The organism is Caulobacter sp. RHG1 (genome assembly GCF_013181195.1).
In the GTDB taxonomy this organism is placed as follows: domain Bacteria; phylum Pseudomonadota; class Alphaproteobacteria; order Caulobacterales; family Caulobacteraceae; genus Caulobacter.
This window is the reverse complement of sequence record NZ_SMZP01000008.1, coordinates 1-18,462: the sequence shown is the minus strand read 5'-3', so window position 1 is coordinate 18,462 and position 18,462 is coordinate 1. Positions and strand designations below refer to the sequence as shown.

General features: G+C 67.7%; 18 protein-coding genes and 1 pseudogene. 6 read left to right on the top strand and 13 right to left on the bottom strand.

Annotated elements, in window-relative coordinates; translation table 11 throughout:
* Positions 1 to 33 precede the first annotated feature (33 nt).
* The 7 genes from E1H18_RS20395 to E1H18_RS20365 form a co-directional block, all read right to left on the bottom strand.
* Positions 34 to 1,119 (bottom strand): DUF2336 domain-containing protein, encoded by a 1,086-nt coding sequence (locus tag E1H18_RS20395; protein WP_172271929.1) that lies wholly within the window; start codon positions 1,117 to 1,119, stop codon positions 34 to 36.
* Entirely contained in the window at positions 1,119 to 1,751 is a 633-nt protein-coding gene (locus tag E1H18_RS20390) for a hypothetical protein (RefSeq protein ID WP_172271926.1), read from the bottom strand. Before E1H18_RS20390 ends, E1H18_RS20395 begins: the two co-directional genes overlap by 1 nt.
* A gap of 63 nt (positions 1,752 to 1,814) precedes the next feature.
* Positions 1,815 to 2,573: an ABC transporter permease subunit gene (locus tag E1H18_RS20385; protein ID WP_172271923.1), complete on the bottom strand. Its 759-nt coding sequence runs from the start codon at positions 2,571 to 2,573 to the stop codon at positions 1,815 to 1,817.
* Entirely contained in the window at positions 2,570 to 3,313 is a 744-nt protein-coding gene (locus tag E1H18_RS20380; protein ID WP_172271920.1) for an ABC transporter ATP-binding protein, read from the bottom strand. Before E1H18_RS20380 ends, E1H18_RS20385 begins: the two co-directional genes overlap by 4 nt.
* Positions 3,310 to 4,299, bottom strand: coding sequence for an ABC transporter substrate-binding protein (locus tag E1H18_RS20375; RefSeq protein ID WP_172271917.1), 990 nt, complete (start codon positions 4,297 to 4,299; stop codon positions 3,310 to 3,312). The genes E1H18_RS20380 and E1H18_RS20375 overlap by 4 nt, the downstream gene beginning before the upstream one ends.
* Positions 4,300 to 4,402: 103 nt before the next feature.
* On the bottom strand, positions 4,403 to 6,463 hold the full coding sequence (locus tag E1H18_RS20370) for an MASE1 domain-containing protein (RefSeq protein ID WP_172271914.1): 2,061 nt from the start codon (positions 6,461 to 6,463) through the stop codon (positions 4,403 to 4,405).
* Between the two features lie 212 nt (positions 6,464 to 6,675).
* On the bottom strand, positions 6,676 to 8,517 hold the full coding sequence (locus tag E1H18_RS20365; RefSeq protein ID WP_172271911.1) for an ABC-F family ATP-binding cassette domain-containing protein: 1,842 nt from the start codon (positions 8,515 to 8,517) through the stop codon (positions 6,676 to 6,678).
* 196 nt (positions 8,518 to 8,713) lie between these two features.
* On the opposite strand from E1H18_RS20365, the gene E1H18_RS20360 reads away from it, so the two are divergent.
* The 4 genes from E1H18_RS20360 (at position 8,714) to E1H18_RS20345 (ending at position 12,515) form a co-directional block, all read left to right on the top strand.
* Positions 8,714 to 10,630 carry a PAS domain-containing hybrid sensor histidine kinase/response regulator gene (locus tag E1H18_RS20360; RefSeq protein WP_172271908.1) on the top strand — a complete coding sequence of 639 codons (1,917 nt, stop codon included), beginning with the start codon at positions 8,714 to 8,716 and terminating at the stop codon, positions 10,628 to 10,630.
* A gap of 147 nt (positions 10,631 to 10,777) precedes the next feature.
* Positions 10,778 to 11,041, top strand: a complete 264-nt coding sequence (locus E1H18_RS20355; RefSeq protein WP_172271905.1) for a hypothetical protein — start codon at positions 10,778 to 10,780, stop codon at positions 11,039 to 11,041.
* 203 nt (positions 11,042 to 11,244) lie between these two features.
* Entirely contained in the window at positions 11,245 to 11,775 is a 531-nt protein-coding gene (locus E1H18_RS20350) for a hypothetical protein (protein ID WP_172271902.1), read from the top strand.
* Between the two features lie 14 nt (positions 11,776 to 11,789).
* Positions 11,790 to 12,515 (top strand): hypothetical protein, encoded by a 726-nt coding sequence (locus E1H18_RS20345; protein ID WP_172271900.1) that lies wholly within the window; start codon positions 11,790 to 11,792, stop codon positions 12,513 to 12,515.
* 6 nt (positions 12,516 to 12,521) lie between these two features.
* On the opposite strand, the gene E1H18_RS20340 is transcribed toward E1H18_RS20345, so the two are convergent.
* From E1H18_RS20340 to hfaA, 4 genes are all read right to left on the bottom strand, one after another.
* Positions 12,522 to 13,181: a DsbA family protein gene (locus E1H18_RS20340; protein ID WP_172271898.1), complete on the bottom strand. Its 660-nt coding sequence runs from the start codon at positions 13,179 to 13,181 to the stop codon at positions 12,522 to 12,524.
* Between the two features lie 94 nt (positions 13,182 to 13,275).
* On the bottom strand, positions 13,276 to 14,520 hold the full coding sequence (hfaD, locus tag E1H18_RS20335; protein ID WP_172271896.1) for a holdfast anchor protein HfaD: 1,245 nt from the start codon (positions 14,518 to 14,520) through the stop codon (positions 13,276 to 13,278).
* A complete protein-coding gene (gene hfaB / locus E1H18_RS20330) occupies positions 14,438 to 15,451 on the bottom strand; it encodes a holdfast anchoring protein HfaB (RefSeq protein WP_172271894.1) in 1,014 nt (337 codons plus the stop codon). The genes hfaD and hfaB overlap by 83 nt, the downstream gene beginning before the upstream one ends.
* Positions 15,448 to 15,891: a holdfast anchoring protein HfaA gene (hfaA, locus tag E1H18_RS20325; RefSeq protein WP_172271892.1), complete on the bottom strand. Its 444-nt coding sequence runs from the start codon at positions 15,889 to 15,891 to the stop codon at positions 15,448 to 15,450. The genes hfaB and hfaA overlap by 4 nt, the downstream gene beginning before the upstream one ends.
* A gap of 185 nt (positions 15,892 to 16,076) precedes the next feature.
* On the opposite strand from hfaA, the gene E1H18_RS20320 reads away from it, so the two are divergent.
* Both E1H18_RS20320 and E1H18_RS20315 read left to right on the top strand, forming a co-directional pair.
* Positions 16,077 to 16,727, top strand: a complete 651-nt coding sequence (locus E1H18_RS20320) for a rhomboid family intramembrane serine protease (protein ID WP_172271890.1) — start codon at positions 16,077 to 16,079, stop codon at positions 16,725 to 16,727.
* A gap of 77 nt (positions 16,728 to 16,804) precedes the next feature.
* Positions 16,805 to 17,236: a CBS domain-containing protein gene (locus E1H18_RS20315; protein WP_172271888.1), complete on the top strand. Its 432-nt coding sequence runs from the start codon at positions 16,805 to 16,807 to the stop codon at positions 17,234 to 17,236.
* Positions 17,237 to 17,316: 80 nt separating this feature from the next.
* Here the strand turns inward: E1H18_RS20315 and E1H18_RS20310 are convergent, their stop codons facing one another.
* Complete coding sequence (locus E1H18_RS20310; protein ID WP_172271886.1) at positions 17,317 to 17,748, bottom strand: Rrf2 family transcriptional regulator; 432 nt, start codon at positions 17,746 to 17,748, stop codon at positions 17,317 to 17,319.
* Between the two features lie 503 nt (positions 17,749 to 18,251).
* Positions 18,252 to 18,462 (bottom strand): annotated as a pseudogene (locus tag E1H18_RS26535) (hypothetical protein); the annotation flags it as partial.

The window sequence follows — 18,462 nt, the reverse complement described above, 5'->3', positions numbered from 1 at the left end:
GGGTCCCGGCTTTCGCCGGGAAAGCGGGTTCTGTTATGCCGCCGCGACGTCGCCCGTGGTGCGACGCAGGCGCCAGAAGCGGATGGTGCGAAGAGCGCTCTCGCGCGGCAGGGCGGCATAGAGCTCGCCATAGGCCCGGGCGCGCAGCATCACCTCGTCCGAGGGATCCAGGATCAGCAGGGCGAAGGTCAGGAACAGCGAGCGGTCGAAGTCGGCCGCCTTGCAGATTACCGACAGGGCGTCCATCTCGCGCCGCTCCAGGATCTTGCGGGCGGTGTGGAAGTCGACATCGGCCAGGTCGGCCAAGGCCACCAGGAAGAGGGTCGTCTTCTTGGCGCGCAGCATGCCGGCCAGCACTTGCGGCGAGATCTTCGCCTTGGCGCGCAGCGTGCGGAATTCCTTCTCGGCCGCGGCGTAGTCGGCGGGCAGGGCGCCGTCGTCCATGGCCACACGTTTGCGGCCGGCGGTCAGGGCCGCCTCCAGCATGGCCGGGTCCATGCCGGCGTTCTTCTCCATGATCCGGTCGCGAAGCTTGGCCTCGACCATGAAGTACATTTCGTTCAGCAGGTCGACTGGCAGGCTGTTGCGGTCGATCACCGCCTCGTGCAGGGCCGGGTTGGCCGCGGCGCGGTCGACGACGGTCTCGTGAGCAGTGCGCGAGAGCACGGCGCCCTCGTTGCGCAACAGGACGCCCAGGGTGTCGTCGTCGCCGCGTGCGACGATGGCGTCGGAGACGGCGCTGGACACGCTGGCGCGTTGCGAGATGGCGCGAAGGTGGTCCTGACCCTGAGTGCGGGCCACGTGCAGCAGGTCGTCGTCGGTCAGGGCGCTGGAGCGTAGGATCGGCTCGGCGACGGCGATCGAGTCTGAAGCCAGGGTGCGGGTCAGGCCGCGCGGCGGGGCGGGCGCTTCGCCCAGGCGCTGGGCCAGCTCGACCTTGACCGCTTCTTCCATCTCGCCGGCCAGCTGGCTCATGACGTCGTCGAACAGGCCCATCTCGACGGAGCCATGACCTTCGCCCTCGAAGAACATGTCGGTCACGCCGCGCAGCAGCTCGCGGCGCTTGGCGCTGGACGGCTCGTTGGCCAGCGCGATCAGGTCGTGAAGGCGGGACTCCATCACTGGGTGTCGTCCTTCTTGTCGCTGCGGGACGTCGGCTCGTCGTCGTCGGGCGCGGTGGCCGGCGGACCGACCAGCACCATGCGCGAGGGGCCCGCGGCGGGAATGGGATCGGGTTGCAGGCCGAACTCGCGGCCGACCGAATAGGTGCGGGCGGTGGTTTGGCCCGGCAGCAGCGCGCGGGGCACGACGGGCGGCGCGACGTAGGGCGCTTGAGCGTAGGTCTGCGGTTGCGGCGGGGCCGGCGGTGCGTCGTAGATGCTCTGTGGCAGGGCGCGGGCCGGGGCCTGCGGGACCTGTTGCGGGATGGGCGCGCGGACGGCCTGTTGCTGGACGGGCGGCTGAATCGGGGGCGGCGCACCGACCGGCAGCGACCACCAGGGCTGGTTGCGAGCGGCGGACTGGGAAGCCGCGATCCGCGAGGCGGCTTGCGGCGCAGGCGGCGCGACGTCGGCGCGCTTGCCGCTCCAGCCCAGGGTGCGACCGGCATAGGGCTGGGCGCCGTAGGGTTGCGAGCCGTTCAGCGGCGCGGGAGCGCGTTCACGTTCGGGGCCGTAACGGCTCTCACGAACGCCATCGGCGTGCGCCATAGTGGCGCAGGCGAGGGCGGCGATGAGGGCGACGGAGCGCATGAACCGTTCCAGGACAAGGGATCTCTCACCGACCAGTCCTAGGCCTTGCCGCTTAATCTATGGCTAACGGCCCCGCCATGAGTTCAGGAGCTTGCGTTCTAAATATTCCATGGTGGCGTGCAGCGCGACGCCCAGCACCGCCAGGGTCAGCAGAGCGGCGAAGACCTTGGCGGTCTGCAACCGATTGTAGGCCTCGAGAATGCGCCAGGCCAAGCCCTGGGAGCCGCCGGAGCCGGCCACGAACTCGGCGACCACGGCCCCGATGACGGCCAGGCCGGCGGCGACCTTATGCCCCTCCAGCAAGGCCGGGACGGCCGAAGGCAGGCGCAGGCGCGTGAGGCGCTGCCAGGGCGTGGCGCCATAGAGATCGAACAGGCGGGACAGGTCTGGATCGATGGCCTTCAATCCGGAAAGCGCGCCGGAGAAGATCGGAAAGAACGCCACGACGGCGGCCAGCCCGGTTACCGCCCGCTCAGGGTGGTCGATGCCGGCCCAGATGGTCACCAGCGGCGCGATGGCCACCAGGGGGGTCACTTGCAGGGTGACGGCGATCGGGCGGACGGCGTCTTCCAAGAGGCCATTCAGGCTGACCGCGAGGGCCAGGCTACAGGCGATCAGGCTGGCGATGACCAGGGCCAGCAGCGCCGTCGACAGCGTCGCCCAGGCTGAGCCCAGCAACAGCGGCCAGGACTGCGCCAGCGCCATGCCAATCGCGCTGGGCGGCGGCAGTAAATAGGGCGCGACACCGAGCGCGCGGCAGGCGATCTCCCAGCCGGCCAGCAGAACGGCGATCAGGATCAGAGGGGCCAGGACACGGGTCACGCCGCGCGCTCCATCGCGCCGGCCAGCAGGGTCGAGACGGCTTCGGCGGCCGTACGGAAAACTTCGGTTGTTCGAAAGCCGGGCGGGCGGACCAGCGGGCCGGCGACGGCGACCTCTCCGGCGATGCGACCGGGGCCAGAGGTCATGACCACGACGCGGCCGGCCATGTAGACGGCCTCCTCGACATTGTGGGTCACGAACACAACGGCCGGCGCCAGCTCAGCGGTCAGGGCCAGGACATCGTCGGCCAGGGCGCGGCGGGTGATCTCGTCCAGCGCGGCGAAAGGCTCGTCCAGCAGCAGCAGGCGCGGGCGGGTGACCAGGGCGCGGGCCAAAGACGCGCGCATGGCCATGCCGCCGGACAGCTGGGCAGGGCGGGCGTTGAGCGCGGCGCCCAGGCCCACCTTGCGCAGCGCTTCGTCCGCGGCGGCGCGAGCTTCGACTTTCGAGGTCCCCGCCAGTTCCAGCGGCAGGGCGACATTGTCTCGCGCCGGCAGCCAGGGGGCCAAAGTCGCGGCCTGGAAGACGACGGCGGTCTCACCCTTGCCGGCGGCGCGGGTCACGGTCCCGCGCGTCGGCGCCTCCAGGCCCGCCAGCAGCCGTAGCGCGGTGGATTTGCCACAGCCCGACGGCCCGACCAGGGCCACGACCTCGCCGGGCGACAGGCTCAGGTCAATCGGTCCCAGGGCGCGGCCACGGTCGTAGTCGACCTCGACGCCGGAAAGACTGGCGAGGCTCATTGGCCCTTGGGCAGGAACTGCAGCGTGTAGGCCTTCCTGTAGTCCATGTCCGCAGGATAGACGCCGGCTTCGGAGGTGACCTTGAACAGCTCTGCCCAGCGGGCGTCGGTCATCTGGCCGATCTCGCCGTCCTTGCCGACGATGCCATAGCTGCGCATCTTCTCGCGGGCCTGGTCCAGGACGTCCTGGGTCATTTCCGGATTGTCCTTCAGGATCGCCGCGTCGCCCGGCTTGGCGTCGCCGTAGAGATACGACTTCCAGCCCGCCGCCGTGGCCTCGACGAAGGCCTGCACCGCCGCCGGATTCTTGGCGATCAGGCTGTCTGGCACGAGGGCGAACGAAGCGTAGGCGGGGTAGCCGCTGTCGGCCAGCAGGAAGACCGCCGGCTTGATGCCGCTTTCCTTCTCGATCAGGTACGGCTCGCTGGTCGCGTACCCCTGCTGGATCACCCGCTTGTCGGCCAGGAACGGGGCGCTGGAATAGTTGTACTTGCGCACCTGGTCGTCGGTGAAGCCGTACTTGGACCGTAGCCAGACCCAGAAGGCGGTGATCGAGGCGTCCGACAGCAGGATCGGCCGGCCCTTCATGTCGGCGAAACCGTTCACGCCCTGGCCCGGATGGGCGATCAGCACCTGCGGGTCCTTCTGCATGAAGGCGGCGACGGCTTTGACCGGGGCGTTTTCCTTGGCCAGGTTCAGGGCGATGAAGCTGTTGGAGCCGACGCCCACATCGACCGCCCCGGCGGCCAGCAGCTGGGGCACGTTCACGGCCGGTCCGCCCTGGATCAGGGTGACGTCCAGGCCGCGCTTCTGATACTCGCCGGTCGCCAGGGCCTGGTAGTAGCCGCCCAGCTCGGCCTGGGCCCGCCAGTCGGTGGCCAGCTTCATGGCAGTCCGGCCGGGCTGGGTCGCTTCCTTCTGAGACGCGGGCGAGCAGCCAGCGATCAGGGCGGCGAGGCCCAGAGCGAGTATGGCGCGGCGCTGCATCGGAAGTCCCCCTTGTTCATCGTCAAGTTAGGCGGGGTTGGGGGCGGTTCCAACCCACCTCATCCGTTTCCCCGGCTTTCCCCGGGGAAAGCGCTTTGTTGGGCTAGCGCCGCCGGATCCACCGATCGACCTTGGCGTACAGCACTTCGCGCTGAACGGGTTTGGCGATGTGGTCGACCATGCCGGCGGCGTAGCAGCGCTCGACCTGGCGGGGCAGGGCGTCGGCGCTCATGGCCACGATCGGGGTCTGGCCGGCGCGTCCCCCTAGAGCCTTGATCGCCCGGGTCGCCTGCAGGCCGTCCATCAGCGGCATGTGGATGTCCATCAGGATCAGGTCGTACTCGGCCTTCTGCACCTGATCGACGGCCTGCTTGCCGTTCTCGGCCACATCGACCTCGCAGCCGACCAGCGACAGCAGAGCCGCGCCGATCTCCAGGTTCACCGCGTGGTCATCGACGATCAGGATCCGCGCTGCGCCCGGCGTAGCGGCCTTCGGCCGTTCGGGGGCAGAGGCCTCGTCTGCGGTCGGGGCGGTCAGTTCGATCCAGAAGCACGAGCCGCGCCCCGGCACGCTGTCGACGCCGATGCGGCCGCCCATCACGTCGATCAGGGTGCGAGCTATGGCCAGGCCCAGGCCCGAGCCGCCATGCAGCCGACTTGTCGAGCTGTCGGTCTGGGAGAAGCGCTGGAAAAGCAAAGCCTGCTTGTCCAGGTCGATGCCGACGCCGGTGTCGATGATCTCGAAGCGCAGACGGTCCTCGACCTCGCCGCGCTCGATCACCAGGCGCGTGTCGATACGGCCCTCTTCGGTGAACTTCACGGCGTTGTTGAGGATGTTGATCAGCACCTGGCGCAGGCGATCGGCGTCCAGTTCGTGCAGGGCCTCGACCGGGTCGATGATCTCGATGTTGAGGGCCAGGCCCTTGGCCCGGGCTTCGGGGGCCATGATCGACACGGTGTCGCGCAGCAAGGCTGGGGCCGAGGTCGGCTGGGGCAGGAGCTCGATCTGGCCGGCCTCGACGCGCGAGAACTCCAGGATGTCGTTCAGCACCGTCAGCAGGGCCGCGCCGGCGCTGTCGATCAGATTGACCTGCCGACGAGCGTCGGGCGGCAGGTCGTGGCGGGCGGCCAGGAGCTGGGCGAAACCGAGCACGCTGTTCAGCGGCGTGCGGATCTCGTGGCTCATGGTGGCCAGGAACTCGGTCTTGGCCTCGGTGGCGGCCAAGGCCCGGCTGCGGGCGGCGCGGGTCAGCTGCTCGCGGCGCAGCAGAAGTCGCTTGAGCCGATCCTGCTGGGCCAGGACCAGGCCGGCGGCCAGGCAGGTATAGAACAGCACCGCGATGAACACCTGGATGGTTCGCGCCTGGGCGACGGGACCGAGGATAGCGTTGAAGCGCGGCGAGGCGCCGGACATGGCGATCGGCAGGGTGATCACCGCGACGATGATCGAGGCCATGGCCGCGCCGCGCGCGCCCAGCCGATAGGCGGTGGCCAGGGCGATCGGGAAGATCAGGAACGGCGGCGCGCCCGAGGCGGGGTGGGCGCACAGCAGGGTGACGGCGGCGACGGCGAACAGCAGGGCCGACTGCTCGGGCCAGGATCGCTTGAACGAGCGGCGATGCTCGGCGTCGATCAGCACCAGGGCGGCGGGCAGCATCACCGCCAGGCCCAGAGCGTCGCGCAGGAACCAGTCCAGTCCGATCTGTACGAATGACCCGCCGAAGCCGGCGCTCAGGATTGCGGCGCACAGAACGGCGAAAACGGCGGCGATCGGCGTGGTGATGGTAGGCAGGGTCGTCAGGGCGCGCATGGTCCGGATACGCGGCGCTCCATGCGCCAGCCGCAGGCAGACGCCCCAGACGGCCAGGGCCTCCAGCGTATCGAGAGCGGTATAGAGCAGGGCCAGGTGAACCGCGTCGCCGGTCGTCAGGTCGACGGCCAGGTGCGAGGCGACGAAGACGCCCGACAGGACCAGGCGGCGCGAGCCGTTCAGGGCCAGAAGACCAGCCGCCAGCAGTGCGGTGGCGGGCCAGAAGGCGGCGACGCCCAGGCTGGTGCGCGTCAGATATTCGCTGAACACTTGGCTGGCGACGATCACGACCGACAGGACCAGCAGCAAGGCGGTCTGTCGTTGGCGCTCATGCAAAGCCAGCCTATGCGGCATGCCTTGGTCGTCCCCCATTCGGCCGCGTCGCGCAGCGGCTATGACGGTTGAACGCGAGCAGCGGCCCGCGCCATTCCGATCATCAATACGCCCCCGCTGCGCCCAGTTGCGGGCTTATCGCCGAATGTGTCGTTTCGCCGCAGCTTGGGCGGCGCAGAATGCACGCTCGCAAGTGCAATTCAAGAGGGAGCGCTGGTGAGGGTTCGCGGCGGTCAGCCGGCGAGACCTTCCTTTTTCTCTTCCAGCGCCAGCCAATCCATTTCGGCCTGCTCCAGATCGGCGCGAGCCTTGTCCAGGGCCTTCATGGTCTTGTCGAAGGCGGCGGGATCGCGGCTGTAGAGATTGGGATCGGCCAGGGTTTTCTCGAAGCCGGCGATGATCGCCGGGCTCTTGGCGATCAGGGCCTCGCACTCTTCGAGGCGACGCTGGTCCTTGAAGGTCAGCTTGACGCTCTTCTTGGCCGGCGCAGGCGCGGCGGGCGCCGGGGCGGCCGCCTTGGTGTTGCGGGCCACCGGCGTGAAGGACGAACCGGCGCCGGCGCCGCGCGCGCCCTTGAAGAAGTCGGGGCTCTGGTCGATCAGGTCGGTCCAGCCGCCGGGCGTCTCCAGCACGTTACCGTGGCCGTTCATGGCGATGGTCGAGGTGGCCAGGCGATCGATGAAGTCGCGGTCGTGGCTGACCAGGATCAGCGTGCCCTCGAAATCGGCCAGCAGGTCCTCCAACAGGTCCAGCGTGTCCATGTCCAGATCGTTGGTCGGTTCGTCCAGCACCATCAGGTTGGTGGGATTGGCCAGGGCGCGGGCCAGCAGCAGGCGGTTGCGCTCGCCGCCCGACAGGCTGGTGACGGGCTGGCGCAGCTGGGCCTCGGTGAACAGGAAGTCCTTGGCGTAACCCGCCACGTGCTTGGGCTGGCCGCGCACGATGATGGAGTCGCCGCCGCCCGGGGTCAGAAAGTCCCAAAGCGTGATCTTGTCCGACAGCGCCATGCGGCCCTGGTCGATGTACGAGACCTCCAGATTGGTGCCCAGGGTCACGGTCCCGGCGTCCAGCGGGATCTCGCCCAGCAGCATCCGCACCAGGGTGGTCTTGCCCGCGCCGTTGGGGCCGACCAGGGCCACGCGGTCGCCGCGCAGGATGCGGGTCGAGAAGTCCTCGACGATCACGCGATCGCCGAACTTCTTGGTCAGACCCTTGGCTTCGACCACCTTCTTGCCCGAGACCGAGGCGGTTTCGACGGCCATGAACATCGAGCCGCGCTTGTCGCCCTGCAGGTCCTTCTTCTGGGCGCGCAGGTCCATCAGGGCGCGGCGGCGGCCTTCGTTGCGGGCCCGACGGCCCTGGACGCCGCGCGCCAGCCAGGCGTTCTCGCGTTCCAGCACCTTGTTCAGGCGACGCTCCTCGTCGGCCTCGGCGGCGAGAACCTGTTCGCTCCAGGTCTCGAACTCGGCGAAGCCCTTTTCGAGGCGGCGCACCTTGCGATGCTCCAGCCAGAAGGTGCGCTGGGTGACGCGGTTCAGGAAGGCGCGGTCGTGGCTGACGATCAGAGCGGCGCACTTGGAGGCGGCCAGCTCCTCTTCCAGCGTCTGGATCGCGAAGATGTCCAGGTGGTTGGTCGGCTCGTCCAGCAGCAGCACGTCGGGCTCTTCGGCGAAGGCGCGAGCCAGGGCTGCGCGACGCTTTTCGCCGCCCGACAGGCCTTGCGAGCTCTTCTCCGGATCCAGGCCGAAGTCGGCCAGGGCCGACTGGGCCAGATAGTCCTGGGCGCCGCCGGCCGTGCAGTAGTCCAGCAGGGTCTCGCCGGTGATCTCCGGCTCCTGGCTGACGAAGATGATCTTGGCGCCCGGCTGGACGGCGCGCTCGCCGCTGTCGGGCTCGACGCCCTGGGCGGCGAGGATCTTCAGCAGAGTGCTCTTGCCCGCGCCATTGCGACCGACCAGGCAGGCGCGCACGCGCGGCTCCAGAGCCAGGTCGACGCCGTCGAACAGGGGCTTGGCCCCATCGGCGAGACGGACGTCCTTGAGGGCGAGAACGGGCGCGCGGGTCGGAGAAGCCATGATCTACAGACTTAAAGCTTTGGAATGTCGTGAAGGTGAGCGGCGTATAGCAGGCGGCGCGCCGAGGGAACGTCTAAATCGCCGCCGGCCCCGGAGCGCGGCGATACCCCATCAGGGTGCGATAACCTTGCGTGTTAACAGCTCGCCAAGCCTGACCTTGCTAGCAACCCGCCCCACCGGAGCACAAGTACTCGCCTTGCAGTCGAATACGGACAACTTTTCCGCTTCCGACACCACCGTTCCGCTGACCCTGGGCTTCGACAGCCTGAGGCGGCCGATCTGGGTGTTTGACGATGTCCGAAAGCGCAAGGTCTACGCTAACCGAGCCGCCCTGGACCTCTGGGGCGCGGCTTCGCTGGACGAACTGCTGGCGCGCGACTTCTCCGACCAGTCTCCAGCCATCCAGCGGCGTATGGCCGATATCGCCGGTCGCATCGAGGCCGGCGACGCCGTCGAGGAGCGTTGGACCTTCTATCCGAAGGGCGTAGCGGTCACGCTGGACAGCGTCATCTCGCGCATCGATCTGCCGGGCGGCGGGCGGGCCATGCTGTTCGAGGGGGCGTCGGTCGCGCCGCCGGCCGAGAAGCAGCGCGCCCTCGAGGCCCTGCGCCACACCAGCGCGCTGGTCTCTCTCTATGACGCCGACGGATATCGCCTGTTCGGCAACCCCGCGGCGATGACCAGCTATCCAGGGGCGCGCGTGCGCTTCGCCGAGATCTTCGCCAATGGGGATGTCGGCGGCGCGTTGTGGAGTTCGGCCCTGGCCGGAGAGGTCGTCGAGGGCGCCTATCGCGTCGCGACCGCGCACGGCCCTCGCTGGCACAGCGTGACCGTCCGCCGTACGCCCGACCCGATGACCGGCGAGCCCTGCGTCCTGGTCAACGAGGCCGACATCACCGAGGAGGTCGAGGCCCAGTCCGCTCTGGCCGAGGCCCGCGAGCGCGCCGAGGCGGCCATGGCTGCGCGTCAGGACTTTCTGGCCAATATGAGCCACGAGCTGCGCACGCCGCTGACCAGCATCCTGGGCTTCGCCGATTTGCTGGCCGCCTCCCGCCTGGACGACGAACAACGCGGGCGGCTGGACCGCATTCGCGACGCCGGGGCCGTGCTGCTGGAGACACTGAACGACGTGCTGGACTTCTCAAAGCTGGAAGCCGGCGGCATGAACCTGGAGATCCGGCCGTTCGCCCTGCGCGAGCTGCTCTCCCAGACCGTGGGTCTGTTCGAGGCCCAGGCCCAGGCCAAGACCTTGGACCTCAGCCTGCGCATCGATCCGGCTTGTCCCGAATGGCTGGAGGGCGACCCCGAGCGGTTACGCCAGGTGCTGGTCAACTTCCTGGGCAATGCGGTGAAATTCACGGGGGCGGGCAAAGTCGCCCTGAGCGCGGCTTTGCGGCCTGGCGCTGAGCCCGGCTCCGCGCGACTGGAGCTGGCGGTGGCCGACACCGGCGTCGGCGTGCCGGCGGCCATGCTGGATCTGGTCTTCGATCGCTTCGCCCAGGCGGGACCGGACGTGTCTCGTACGTTCGGCGGCACAGGCCTGGGTCTGGCGATCAGCAAGGAGATCATCGGGCTGATGGGCGGCGAGATCGGCGTCGACAGCATCGCGGGGCAGGGCGCGCGCTTCTGGTTCGTGCTGGACTTGGCCGTAGCCGCCGCGCCGGCGGTTTCGGCAGTGGAACCCGCTGCGGTCGAGGTCCGCCCGCTGAGGCTGCTGGTCGCCGACGACAACGAGGCCAATCGCGAGCTGATCGGCGCCCTGGTCCGTGCAGCAGGGCACCGGGCGGACGTGGTCGCCGATGGCGTCACGGCGGTCGAGGCGGCGCGCACGGGCGGCTACGACGTCGTCTTGATGGACGTGCAGATGCCGCATATGGACGGCCTGGCGGCCACGCGCGCCATCCGCGGCTTGGCTGGAGAGGCGGCGCTGACGCCCATCATCGCCCTGACCGCCAATGTGCTGCCCGACCAGGTGGCCTTCTACTGCGCCAGCGGTATGGACGACCACGTCGGCAAGCCGATCAACCCGCGTGAGCTGCTGACCAAGGTCGCCGTCTGGGGCGACAGCCGGCCTGCGCAGGTTGCGCGCAAGGGATGCGCCACCCAGGCCTGAAGCCCTTTTCGGATAAGCGGTTGCGCACTGCGGGACAGGTTGTCGCAGGCCCCGTTTTTCACATGTCTGCCTCTCGACACATTCATGATCGCTCGATAACAGATCGCACACTATTTAATTGATCACGATCATTTGGAGTTCAGTTCGATGTCGCGTTCCGCCGCCGCCCTGATCACGCTGACCCTGGTTGCCCTGACTGCGTTCAGCGCAGGGACAGCCCGCGCCGCCGTTCCGGCTGGCGGCCGCCCGGATGTCGCCAGCGTCACGTCGGTTCTGAACGAGAGCAAGCGCCCGGACGGCGCCAACTGCCGCGCCGTCCGCGAGATCATCATCATCGGCGGCGAAGAGGCCAAGATCACCCGGACCCTGTGCCGTGCTTCCGGTTCGACCGCTTTCACTCCGGTTTCGTAAGACGCTTGATCGCGGCTTGGGCAAAGGCGGCGGCGCTCCGGGCTTGAACCCCATTTTCGGTAGCCCTCAGAACCCGTCCACGTGCTTGCGGGGCAAGTTGTCGCATCGTCGTCTTTTGGCGCGTCTAGACCTCGACACATGACGGCGTTCGATCGATACCTCGCGCACGATCTAACCGGCTATCAAATGATGGAGCCCGCCTGATGTCGCGTCTTTCCGCCGCCGTGATCTCCCTGGTCGCCATCAGTGTTGTCAGCACTAGTGCGCAGGCTGCGCCGTTTCCGCAGAATTTGGCCCAGCTGGCTTCCGGCGCGGCCAAGAGCGCGCCGTGCGCATCGGGTAACGCCGCCTTGGGCGCGGGCGTCACCGCTGGCGCTTCGCTCGCCGCCAAGAAGGCCGGCATCAAGAATGCGGAAGTCGTCGGACTGGTGATTGGCGCTTTGCTGACCGACAAGATCGCCTGCCTGCTGAATCCGGGCGAACAGACCGCCGCCGCCACCGCCACCCAGAGCGTCGTCACCCAGGGTGTCGGCGCCCAGGCGCAGTGGACCTCGACCAGCCGTCCGGACGTCAGCGGTCGTTCGTCGGTGATGAGCGAAACCAAGCGCGCCGACGGCTCCCTGTGCCGCGCCGTGCGCGACGTGGTGATCATCAGCGGCGAGGAGACCACGGTCACCAAGACTCTGTGCCGCGCGGTGGGCGCGACGGGCTTCACCCTGGCCGCCGCTCCGTAGTAGGCTCCGACGCGATGAAGACATCCGTCCTCCTGGCCGCCTGTTCTGTCCTCCTGCTCGGCGCTGGCGCGGCTCGCGCCAACACGCCCGACGCCGACAATCCCACATGCCCCAGCATCCAGAAGGTGTTCGGTCCGCTATCTGGCCCGGTGCAGGTGCAGTCGGCCAAGGTGGATGGCCGTCGTGTCGTCAAGTTCAGCGGGGCGATCGTGCCCGGCGCCGCCGACAAGCTGGAGCGCGCGCTGGAAGAGAGCCGCGATCCGATCGACGAGGTCTGGATCGGCTCTAGCGGCGGCGACGCGGCTGAGGGGCTGAAGATCGGCAAGATGATCCGCGCCATGGGCGTGCCGACGCGTGTGCCCAACGGCTGGGGCTGCGCCAGCGCCTGCAACTTTGCCTTCATGGGCGGGGCGATCCGCACGATCGACGAGGGCGCGGCCTTCGCCGTGCACATGTTCACGATCACGGCCAGCACGGACTACCAGGCCTATGTCGACGTCACCCGCAAGGGCAACGACTCGAACATGACCCTGAACAACATCGCCCGCCGCGAGCAGGCCTCGGCCTTGCTGGCGACCGAGGAGAACGACTTCCTGATCCGCATGGGCATCTCGCGCCGCCTGCTGACCGAGGTCATGTACCAGCAGAAGGCCGACACCTTCTCGGGCAGCGACAAGTCGACCCTGCGCTGTCTGAGCAGCGAAGAACTTCAGCGCTACAACGTCGTCAACGCCGAGTAGGCCGCTTCAGGCCGCCGGCTTCTGCGATGCGCGGATCTTCTGGACCAGGGTTTTCAACTGCTCGTCGGTGAGCGCGCCTGGAACCAGGTAGCCGTTGATCACCAGGCCTGGCGTACCCTGCAGCGACAGCAGCATCGCTTCGCGCTCATTGCGCTTGAGGATGGCGTCGATGTCGCTCGCATGGGTCTTCAGATCGCGGGTCAGGCGGGCCCAGTCGACGCCGGACTGCTTGGCGATGGCCTCCACGGTCGCCTTGTCGCTCAGCCGGGTCGGGGAGAACATGAAGGCGCGATGCACCGCAGGGTACTGGCCCTGATAGTTGGCCGCCAGCGCCACCCGTGCGGCATGCTCGGACACGTCGCCGAAGATCGGCCATTCCTTGTGAACGACGGCCAGGCGGCGGTCCGCCTTCAGGGCGTTGACCAGCACCGGCTCCATCCGTTTGCAGTAGCCGCAGTTGTAGTCGGCATACATGATGATGGTGACGTCGGCGTCCGTCGGTCCGGCGCGCGGCGTGCCGGGGTCGCGAAGCAGGTCCTTGAAGCCATACTCGGCGGCGATGGGCGTGCGCAGGGTCGACGTCCCGACGTCGCTGGCGGTAGCCGGACCGAAGGCGGTCAAGGTTGCGAGCGACACGGCAAGCGCCGCGAACCAACGGAAAGTCATCAGAGCACTCCAAGCCCAAACGGGGCCTTGGTCTCTAGAGCATTTTTCGAGCGAAGTGGCTTGCGGTTCGCGTGATGCCGTCAGGTCTCCAGCTCTAGTAGGGCGAGCCGACCGTGAAGCCGGCGTTGTTCCCGATCGCCGTCGAGACGCCCGTGACCTGGCGGCCGCTGGACGAAATCGTCGTCGACGAGGAGGCGCCGATGTCGGCGCTGTTGTTCTGAGTGTTGGTCACGGTCATGCGGGCGTTGCAGCGCGAGCAGGCGTAGCTGCTGACCGCATTGCCCATGGCGGTGGCGGTGGTCACTGCGTCGTAACCCTCGGCGCCTTCGAACCGGGCCACGGCCTCGACGCCGCCGCCGGTGTTGGTCTGCAGGTTGTCGAGGACGACCTCGGTCCCGACATTGTTGACCTGCGAAGAGTTGCCGATCGCATAGGCCCCGGTCTGGGCCGCGCCGAACTGATACGAGGAGCCCTCCGCTTGGCCCCGGACGTACGAGGTGTTCCACTGGTGGGACGCGACGTCCAGCAGCGGGCCTTCGTTGTCGGCCGACAGATTGTTGCCGGTGGCCGTGGCCATGGTCGCCGTCAGGTAGCTGTTGCCGTAGGCGGTGAACTTGCTGGCCTGGGTGACGTCGGCGGTGTTGGCCTGGTCGGTGATCAGACGGGCGGCCGACTGGTTGCCGCCCGCGACGTTGATGTTGTTGCCTGTCGTTGTGGCCGTGACGGCGCTGGTCCCCGAAACGTACTGAACGATCGCCCCGCCATCGGCCAGGACATTGGCCTGGTTGGACTGGGTGATCCGTGCGCCGGCCGAACTGTTGTCCAGGGTCACGCCCTGGGTGTTGCCCATGGCCAGCGTGGAGACGGTCAGGTCGGCGGCGCTGGCCTGCTCGGCCTCGACCTGGCCCCGCGCGGTGACTTCCGCCGTATTGGTCTGCACCGAGAAGCCCGAGACCGTGCCGTTCGAGGCTCCAAAGGCGGCCGAGTTGCCGACCGCGGTGGTGCGCACGGCGCTCGCCGCGCCGGCGTCCGCGCCGATATTGGCCACGGTGTGGCCGTAGACCGCGCCCTGATTGACCTGGTCGGAGGTGATCGAGGCGTCGGCGTTGGTCACGCCCACCGAGACGCCGTTGGCGTGCGCCAAGGTGCTGGCGGTGACGCCTTCGGTTACGGTCTGAACGTTGAGCGTCTGCTCCGAGAAGATCTCGCTCAGATTGATCTGGCTGTTGAGAACTTCGCCGGACCCGGTGGTCTGGCTAGTAGCGACCCCGCTTAGCATCACGGATATCGGGATCGCGGCGAGCGTTCCAGCGAGACGGGTCATCGCGGGTTTGCGCATTGTTCGTTCCCAGATTGTCGTAAGCGGGCGTGAAGGCGCCGGTCTGGCCGACCGTGGCGTCGCCGAACGGGTCGTAACGCAGGCAGCTCTGCGGACCCGGCATGCCGTACAGGTTGGCCGACATCTCGACGGTGGCGCGCTCGATCAGGGCGCGCACCGCCAGCTGCATGGGCTCCAGAGCCCCGCGGCCGGCCGAGATGTCGAACAGGTTGCCATTGAGGAAGTCGAAGACGCCGGCGCTGATCTCACGGCCGACGACCTGCTTCTGGTAGGAGATGACGTCCACCACCTCCAGCGTACGGGTGTTCACCATCCGCAGGTCCAGGGCGATGTTCATGACGAACACCCGGCGGCGGAAGTTGCCCTTCAGCCCGTCGGTGTCCTTGTCGCCGGCATAGGCGTCGATGCCTTGCGAGCGGATGTTGTAGTTCAGCTCGGTGATGCCGCCGACCACATAGAAGTCCGAGCCCGGCACCTGGCCGGCCAGGATCTTGCGGAAGTCCGCCGGCGCGTCGGGCGCGGCGTTGGGACGGTCCGAGATCAGCTTGTTGTTGGCGTATTTCAGCTCGAACTCCGACACCGAGGTGTCGAAGCGCTCGACCATCGGCATGCCGGCCTTGGCGAAGGCCGAGAACGCCATCAGCGAGGCGCCCTGCGTGACCTTGCGGCCCGAGCCGTCGGACTCTTCCTTGCCGGTGTAGTCGGCGATGCGGCCGATGGCGACGCGCGGGGCGGCCACGTGGTTGGCGCGGGCGTACTGGTTCAGGCAGACCAGCGCCGCCGAATAGTCGGTGGGGTTGGCCGTGACCGGCGCGGTGCCGATCGGCGTGGCGTAGTTGCCGGCCGTCGAGGCCACCGGCACGCTGCCGCAACCGGCCAACGCCGTGGCGCCCATCAGGGTCAGCACAAGAGCTGTGCGCTTCAGGTTCATTGCGCGGTACCGCCCTTCACGACGTTCGAGCCGGCGGAGACGTTGCCGTTGTTCACCTGGCTGGAGTTGACGATGACCGTGTTGTTGTTGCCCTGGGTGATGACCGTCAGGTTGTTGCCGATCGCGGTCGAGCCGGCGTAGCCGCCAAGGCCGCCTACGCCCGAATAGGCGTCCAGCGAGCCGGAGCTGCGGCTCGACGAATAGACGCTCTGGTCCGCGCCGGTCAGCATGACGCCGTCGACGATCACCCGGTTGCCGTTCACGTCGCGGGTCGAATAGTCGACCATGCGGTTCTCCTGGCCCGAGCTGCGGCCGTAGCCGGCGTTGAACGAGGCCGAGTTGGTCGACATCGATTGCGCTTGGGCGACCCCGCCCGCGCTCATCACCACGACGACGGCGAGAGCCGCCGCGCGGGTCTTATTCTTCCGATGCCAGGCCATGAGAGGCTCCGAGAACTGTCGACACGGAGCGGCAAGCAACACCCGTGCCAAAAAGATACAGGCTCACACCTAGCCCCAAGGTCTCGAAAAATTGGTTAAGGGCCGTGGCGGCGTCCCCAAAACGCGACGAAGGGTCTCAAGGCGCCCCCTTCGCATCGCCGCGAAGCAGCCTAGATAGAAGAGCGATGACGACCCAGCGCCCCGAGCCGATCTTCAACGCCCCCTGGCCCGCCTTGCTCGCGGCGGCGTCCATCATCGGAACCCACGCCCTGTTGCTGTCGGCCAGCCAGGAGACGGTCGTCTCGCTGGCCCTGATCCCGCGCGACTTCTGGGAGGGCGCCTGGACGGGTGTCGTGACCATGATGTTCGTGCACGGCAGCTGGGTTCACGCCCTGATGAACGGCGCCTTCGCCCTGGCGTTCGGCGCGCCGGTCGCGCGGCTGCTGGGACTTAACGGCCGGGGAGGGGGAATCTTCTGCCTGTTCTACCTGGCTTGCGGCGTCGCCTCCGGGATCGGCTATGCGGCGATCCATCCGGACCGGACGGCGGCGGTGATCGGCGCCTCGGGCGCAGTCTCTGGCCTGATGGGCGCGGCCGCTCGGGTCATGGACAGTCCTGGCCAGGTCGGACCGATGTTCGGGCCGCGCGTGCTGTCGCTGGGCCTTGGCTGGCTGGTCGTCAACCTGGTGATGGCCGTAACCGGCAGCCTCCTGACGATGGGCGCGGGCGGCGTGGCCTGGGAAGCGCACCTGATCGGCTTCGTCGCTGGCGTGCTGATGATCGGGCCGTTCGCGCGCTGGGCCGGCCCGACCGGCGAAGCTTTCAAGCCGGAGTGACCAAGTTTTCGCACCCCATTGATCATGGGGCCTGTTTGCGAGACCCTTGTTCTCCAGAGAAAAAGGGAGAACGCGCAGTGCTGGTATCTCAGATCCTCAAGACCAAGGGTGACCTCGTGTTCACGGCCTCCCCCCAGGAGACCGTGGGAGCGGCCGCCGCCCTGCTCCATACGCGTAAGGTGGGGGCCATGGTGGTGATCGACGAGCAGGAGGCCGTCGTCGGCATCCTGTCCGAGCGCGACGTGGTGCGGGTGATCGCCAAGGAAGGCGCAGGCGCGCTGACCAAGCCGATCGCCAGCTGCATGACGGTGAATGTGGTGTTCGCTCAGCCGGACGAGACGGTCGATGCTCTGCTGGAGCGAATGACCGACCGCCGTATCCGTCACCTGCCGGTGGTGCGCGGCGAGCGTCTGGCCGGGATCATCTCGATCGGCGACCTGGTGAAGTACAAGATCAGCGAAACCCAGGCCGAAGCCGACGGCCTCAAGGCTTATATCTCTGCGGGCTGACGCCCGCGCTTGATCCTCGCTATCGCTTCGCTACTTGAGCGAGGATCAAGGAGGGGGGCGTCTCTATATAGAGCGCGCGCTCAGCCTTCGATCAGTTCGGCGCCGGCGCCTTGGGCGGCGTCGGCGACGCTGTAGCCTTCCAGCACCGCGGCCGTGGCGTCGCGGGCGCGCAGCAGCGCCTCGCGCAGCGCGCAGGTCGCCAGGTCGCGGCAGTCCTCACAGCGGCGGAAGGCCGTGCGGCTGACGCAGGGCGTCAGGGCCAGGGGGCCGTCGACCAGACGGATGATCTCGGCGAAATTGATCTGGTCGGCCGGGCGGCCCAGCACATAGCCGCCGAACTTGCCGCGCCGGCTGACCACCAGGCCCTCGCGCGCCAGAGATAGAAGAATGGCTTCCAGGAACTTGCGCGGCGCATCGGCGCGCTCGGCCAGCTCGCCGGCGGTCACCTGCCCGTTCTCCCGAGCCAGTTCGATCATCGCGCGCAGGGCGTAACGCGCCTTCTGGGACAACATGGACGCCGGTCACCTTATATAAGCGCAGCTGCCTATGACGGCGGCGCTTTCGAAGTGCTCAGCCTTCTGAGGGAGGCGGAGGCTCGAGGCAAGTCCCCCTGCCGCCTTCGGGGGCATTTCGGGTGACGTCGTTCATGCACAGCGGAATGGGGCGCCTGGGGATGGATTGGCGATTCCAGGGTTGCAGGGGCGGGGAGGGGTCTCTAGAAGCCGCCCCTCGCTTCGGGGCCACGGCCCGCCGGACGGAACCTTCGCCCTTCGGGGCTTGCGTTTCTGAAAGTGGATCGTTAAGTTCCGCAGCCTCAATCGAATCCTTTCGAACTTGCGGCGCTCCCTCGTGGCGCGTCCTGGGTAATTTTTGCGCTCTGAAGCGGCCTTGGTCGCCAGGAAATCAAAAGTAAAAAGGGTGGTTGACCGGAAGGTTTGGCTTCTTTAGAAGCCGCCCTCCAAGAAATACCAAAGAGTTCGCAAGAACTTCGAAGTGTTTCTCTCCAGTCTGGCTTCTACTTTTCTTCGGAAAGTTGCTTGACTGGGTTCGGTAGTTTCTTTAGAAGCTGCCGGCTCCGCCGAAAGCCTTCGGGTTGGCTGGCGGGTTGGTCGGAAAGTTTTGTAAAAAACGATTTGACACGGAATTCGGGGTTGGATAGATAGCCGCCTCCGCCGACATCGGGCGTTAAACGGATGGGCCGGTTCCCGGGTTTCTGGGGCGGTTGG

Coding starts and splice junctions, on each gene's coding strand:
- E1H18_RS20345 (WP_172271900.1), top strand. CDS start 11,790: ATGAAGACATCCGTCCTCCTGGCCGCCTGTTCTGTCCTCCTGCTCGGC.
- E1H18_RS20340 (WP_172271898.1), bottom strand. CDS start 13,181: ATGACTTTCCGTTGGTTCGCGGCGCTTGCCGTGTCGCTCGCAACCTTG.
- E1H18_RS20350 (WP_172271902.1), top strand. CDS start 11,245: ATGTCGCGTCTTTCCGCCGCCGTGATCTCCCTGGTCGCCATCAGTGTT.
- hfaD (WP_172271896.1), bottom strand. CDS start 14,520: ATGCGCAAACCCGCGATGACCCGTCTCGCTGGAACGCTCGCCGCGATC.
- hfaA (WP_172271892.1), bottom strand. CDS start 15,891: ATGGCCTGGCATCGGAAGAATAAGACCCGCGCGGCGGCTCTCGCCGTC.
- E1H18_RS20380 (WP_172271920.1), bottom strand. CDS start 3,313: ATGAGCCTCGCCAGTCTTTCCGGCGTCGAGGTCGACTACGACCGTGGC.
- E1H18_RS20310 (WP_172271886.1), bottom strand. CDS start 17,748: ATGTTGTCCCAGAAGGCGCGTTACGCCCTGCGCGCGATGATCGAACTG.
- E1H18_RS20320 (WP_172271890.1), top strand. CDS start 16,077: ATGACGACCCAGCGCCCCGAGCCGATCTTCAACGCCCCCTGGCCCGCC.
- E1H18_RS20365 (WP_172271911.1), bottom strand. CDS start 8,517: ATGGCTTCTCCGACCCGCGCGCCCGTTCTCGCCCTCAAGGACGTCCGT.
- hfaB (WP_172271894.1), bottom strand. CDS start 15,451: ATGAACCTGAAGCGCACAGCTCTTGTGCTGACCCTGATGGGCGCCACG.
- E1H18_RS20375 (WP_172271917.1), bottom strand. CDS start 4,299: ATGCAGCGCCGCGCCATACTCGCTCTGGGCCTCGCCGCCCTGATCGCT.
- E1H18_RS20390 (WP_172271926.1), bottom strand. CDS start 1,751: ATGCGCTCCGTCGCCCTCATCGCCGCCCTCGCCTGCGCCACTATGGCG.
- E1H18_RS20370 (WP_172271914.1), bottom strand. CDS start 6,463: ATGCCGCATAGGCTGGCTTTGCATGAGCGCCAACGACAGACCGCCTTG.
- E1H18_RS20395 (WP_172271929.1), bottom strand. CDS start 1,119: ATGGAGTCCCGCCTTCACGACCTGATCGCGCTGGCCAACGAGCCGTCC.
- E1H18_RS20355 (WP_172271905.1), top strand. CDS start 10,778: ATGTCGCGTTCCGCCGCCGCCCTGATCACGCTGACCCTGGTTGCCCTG.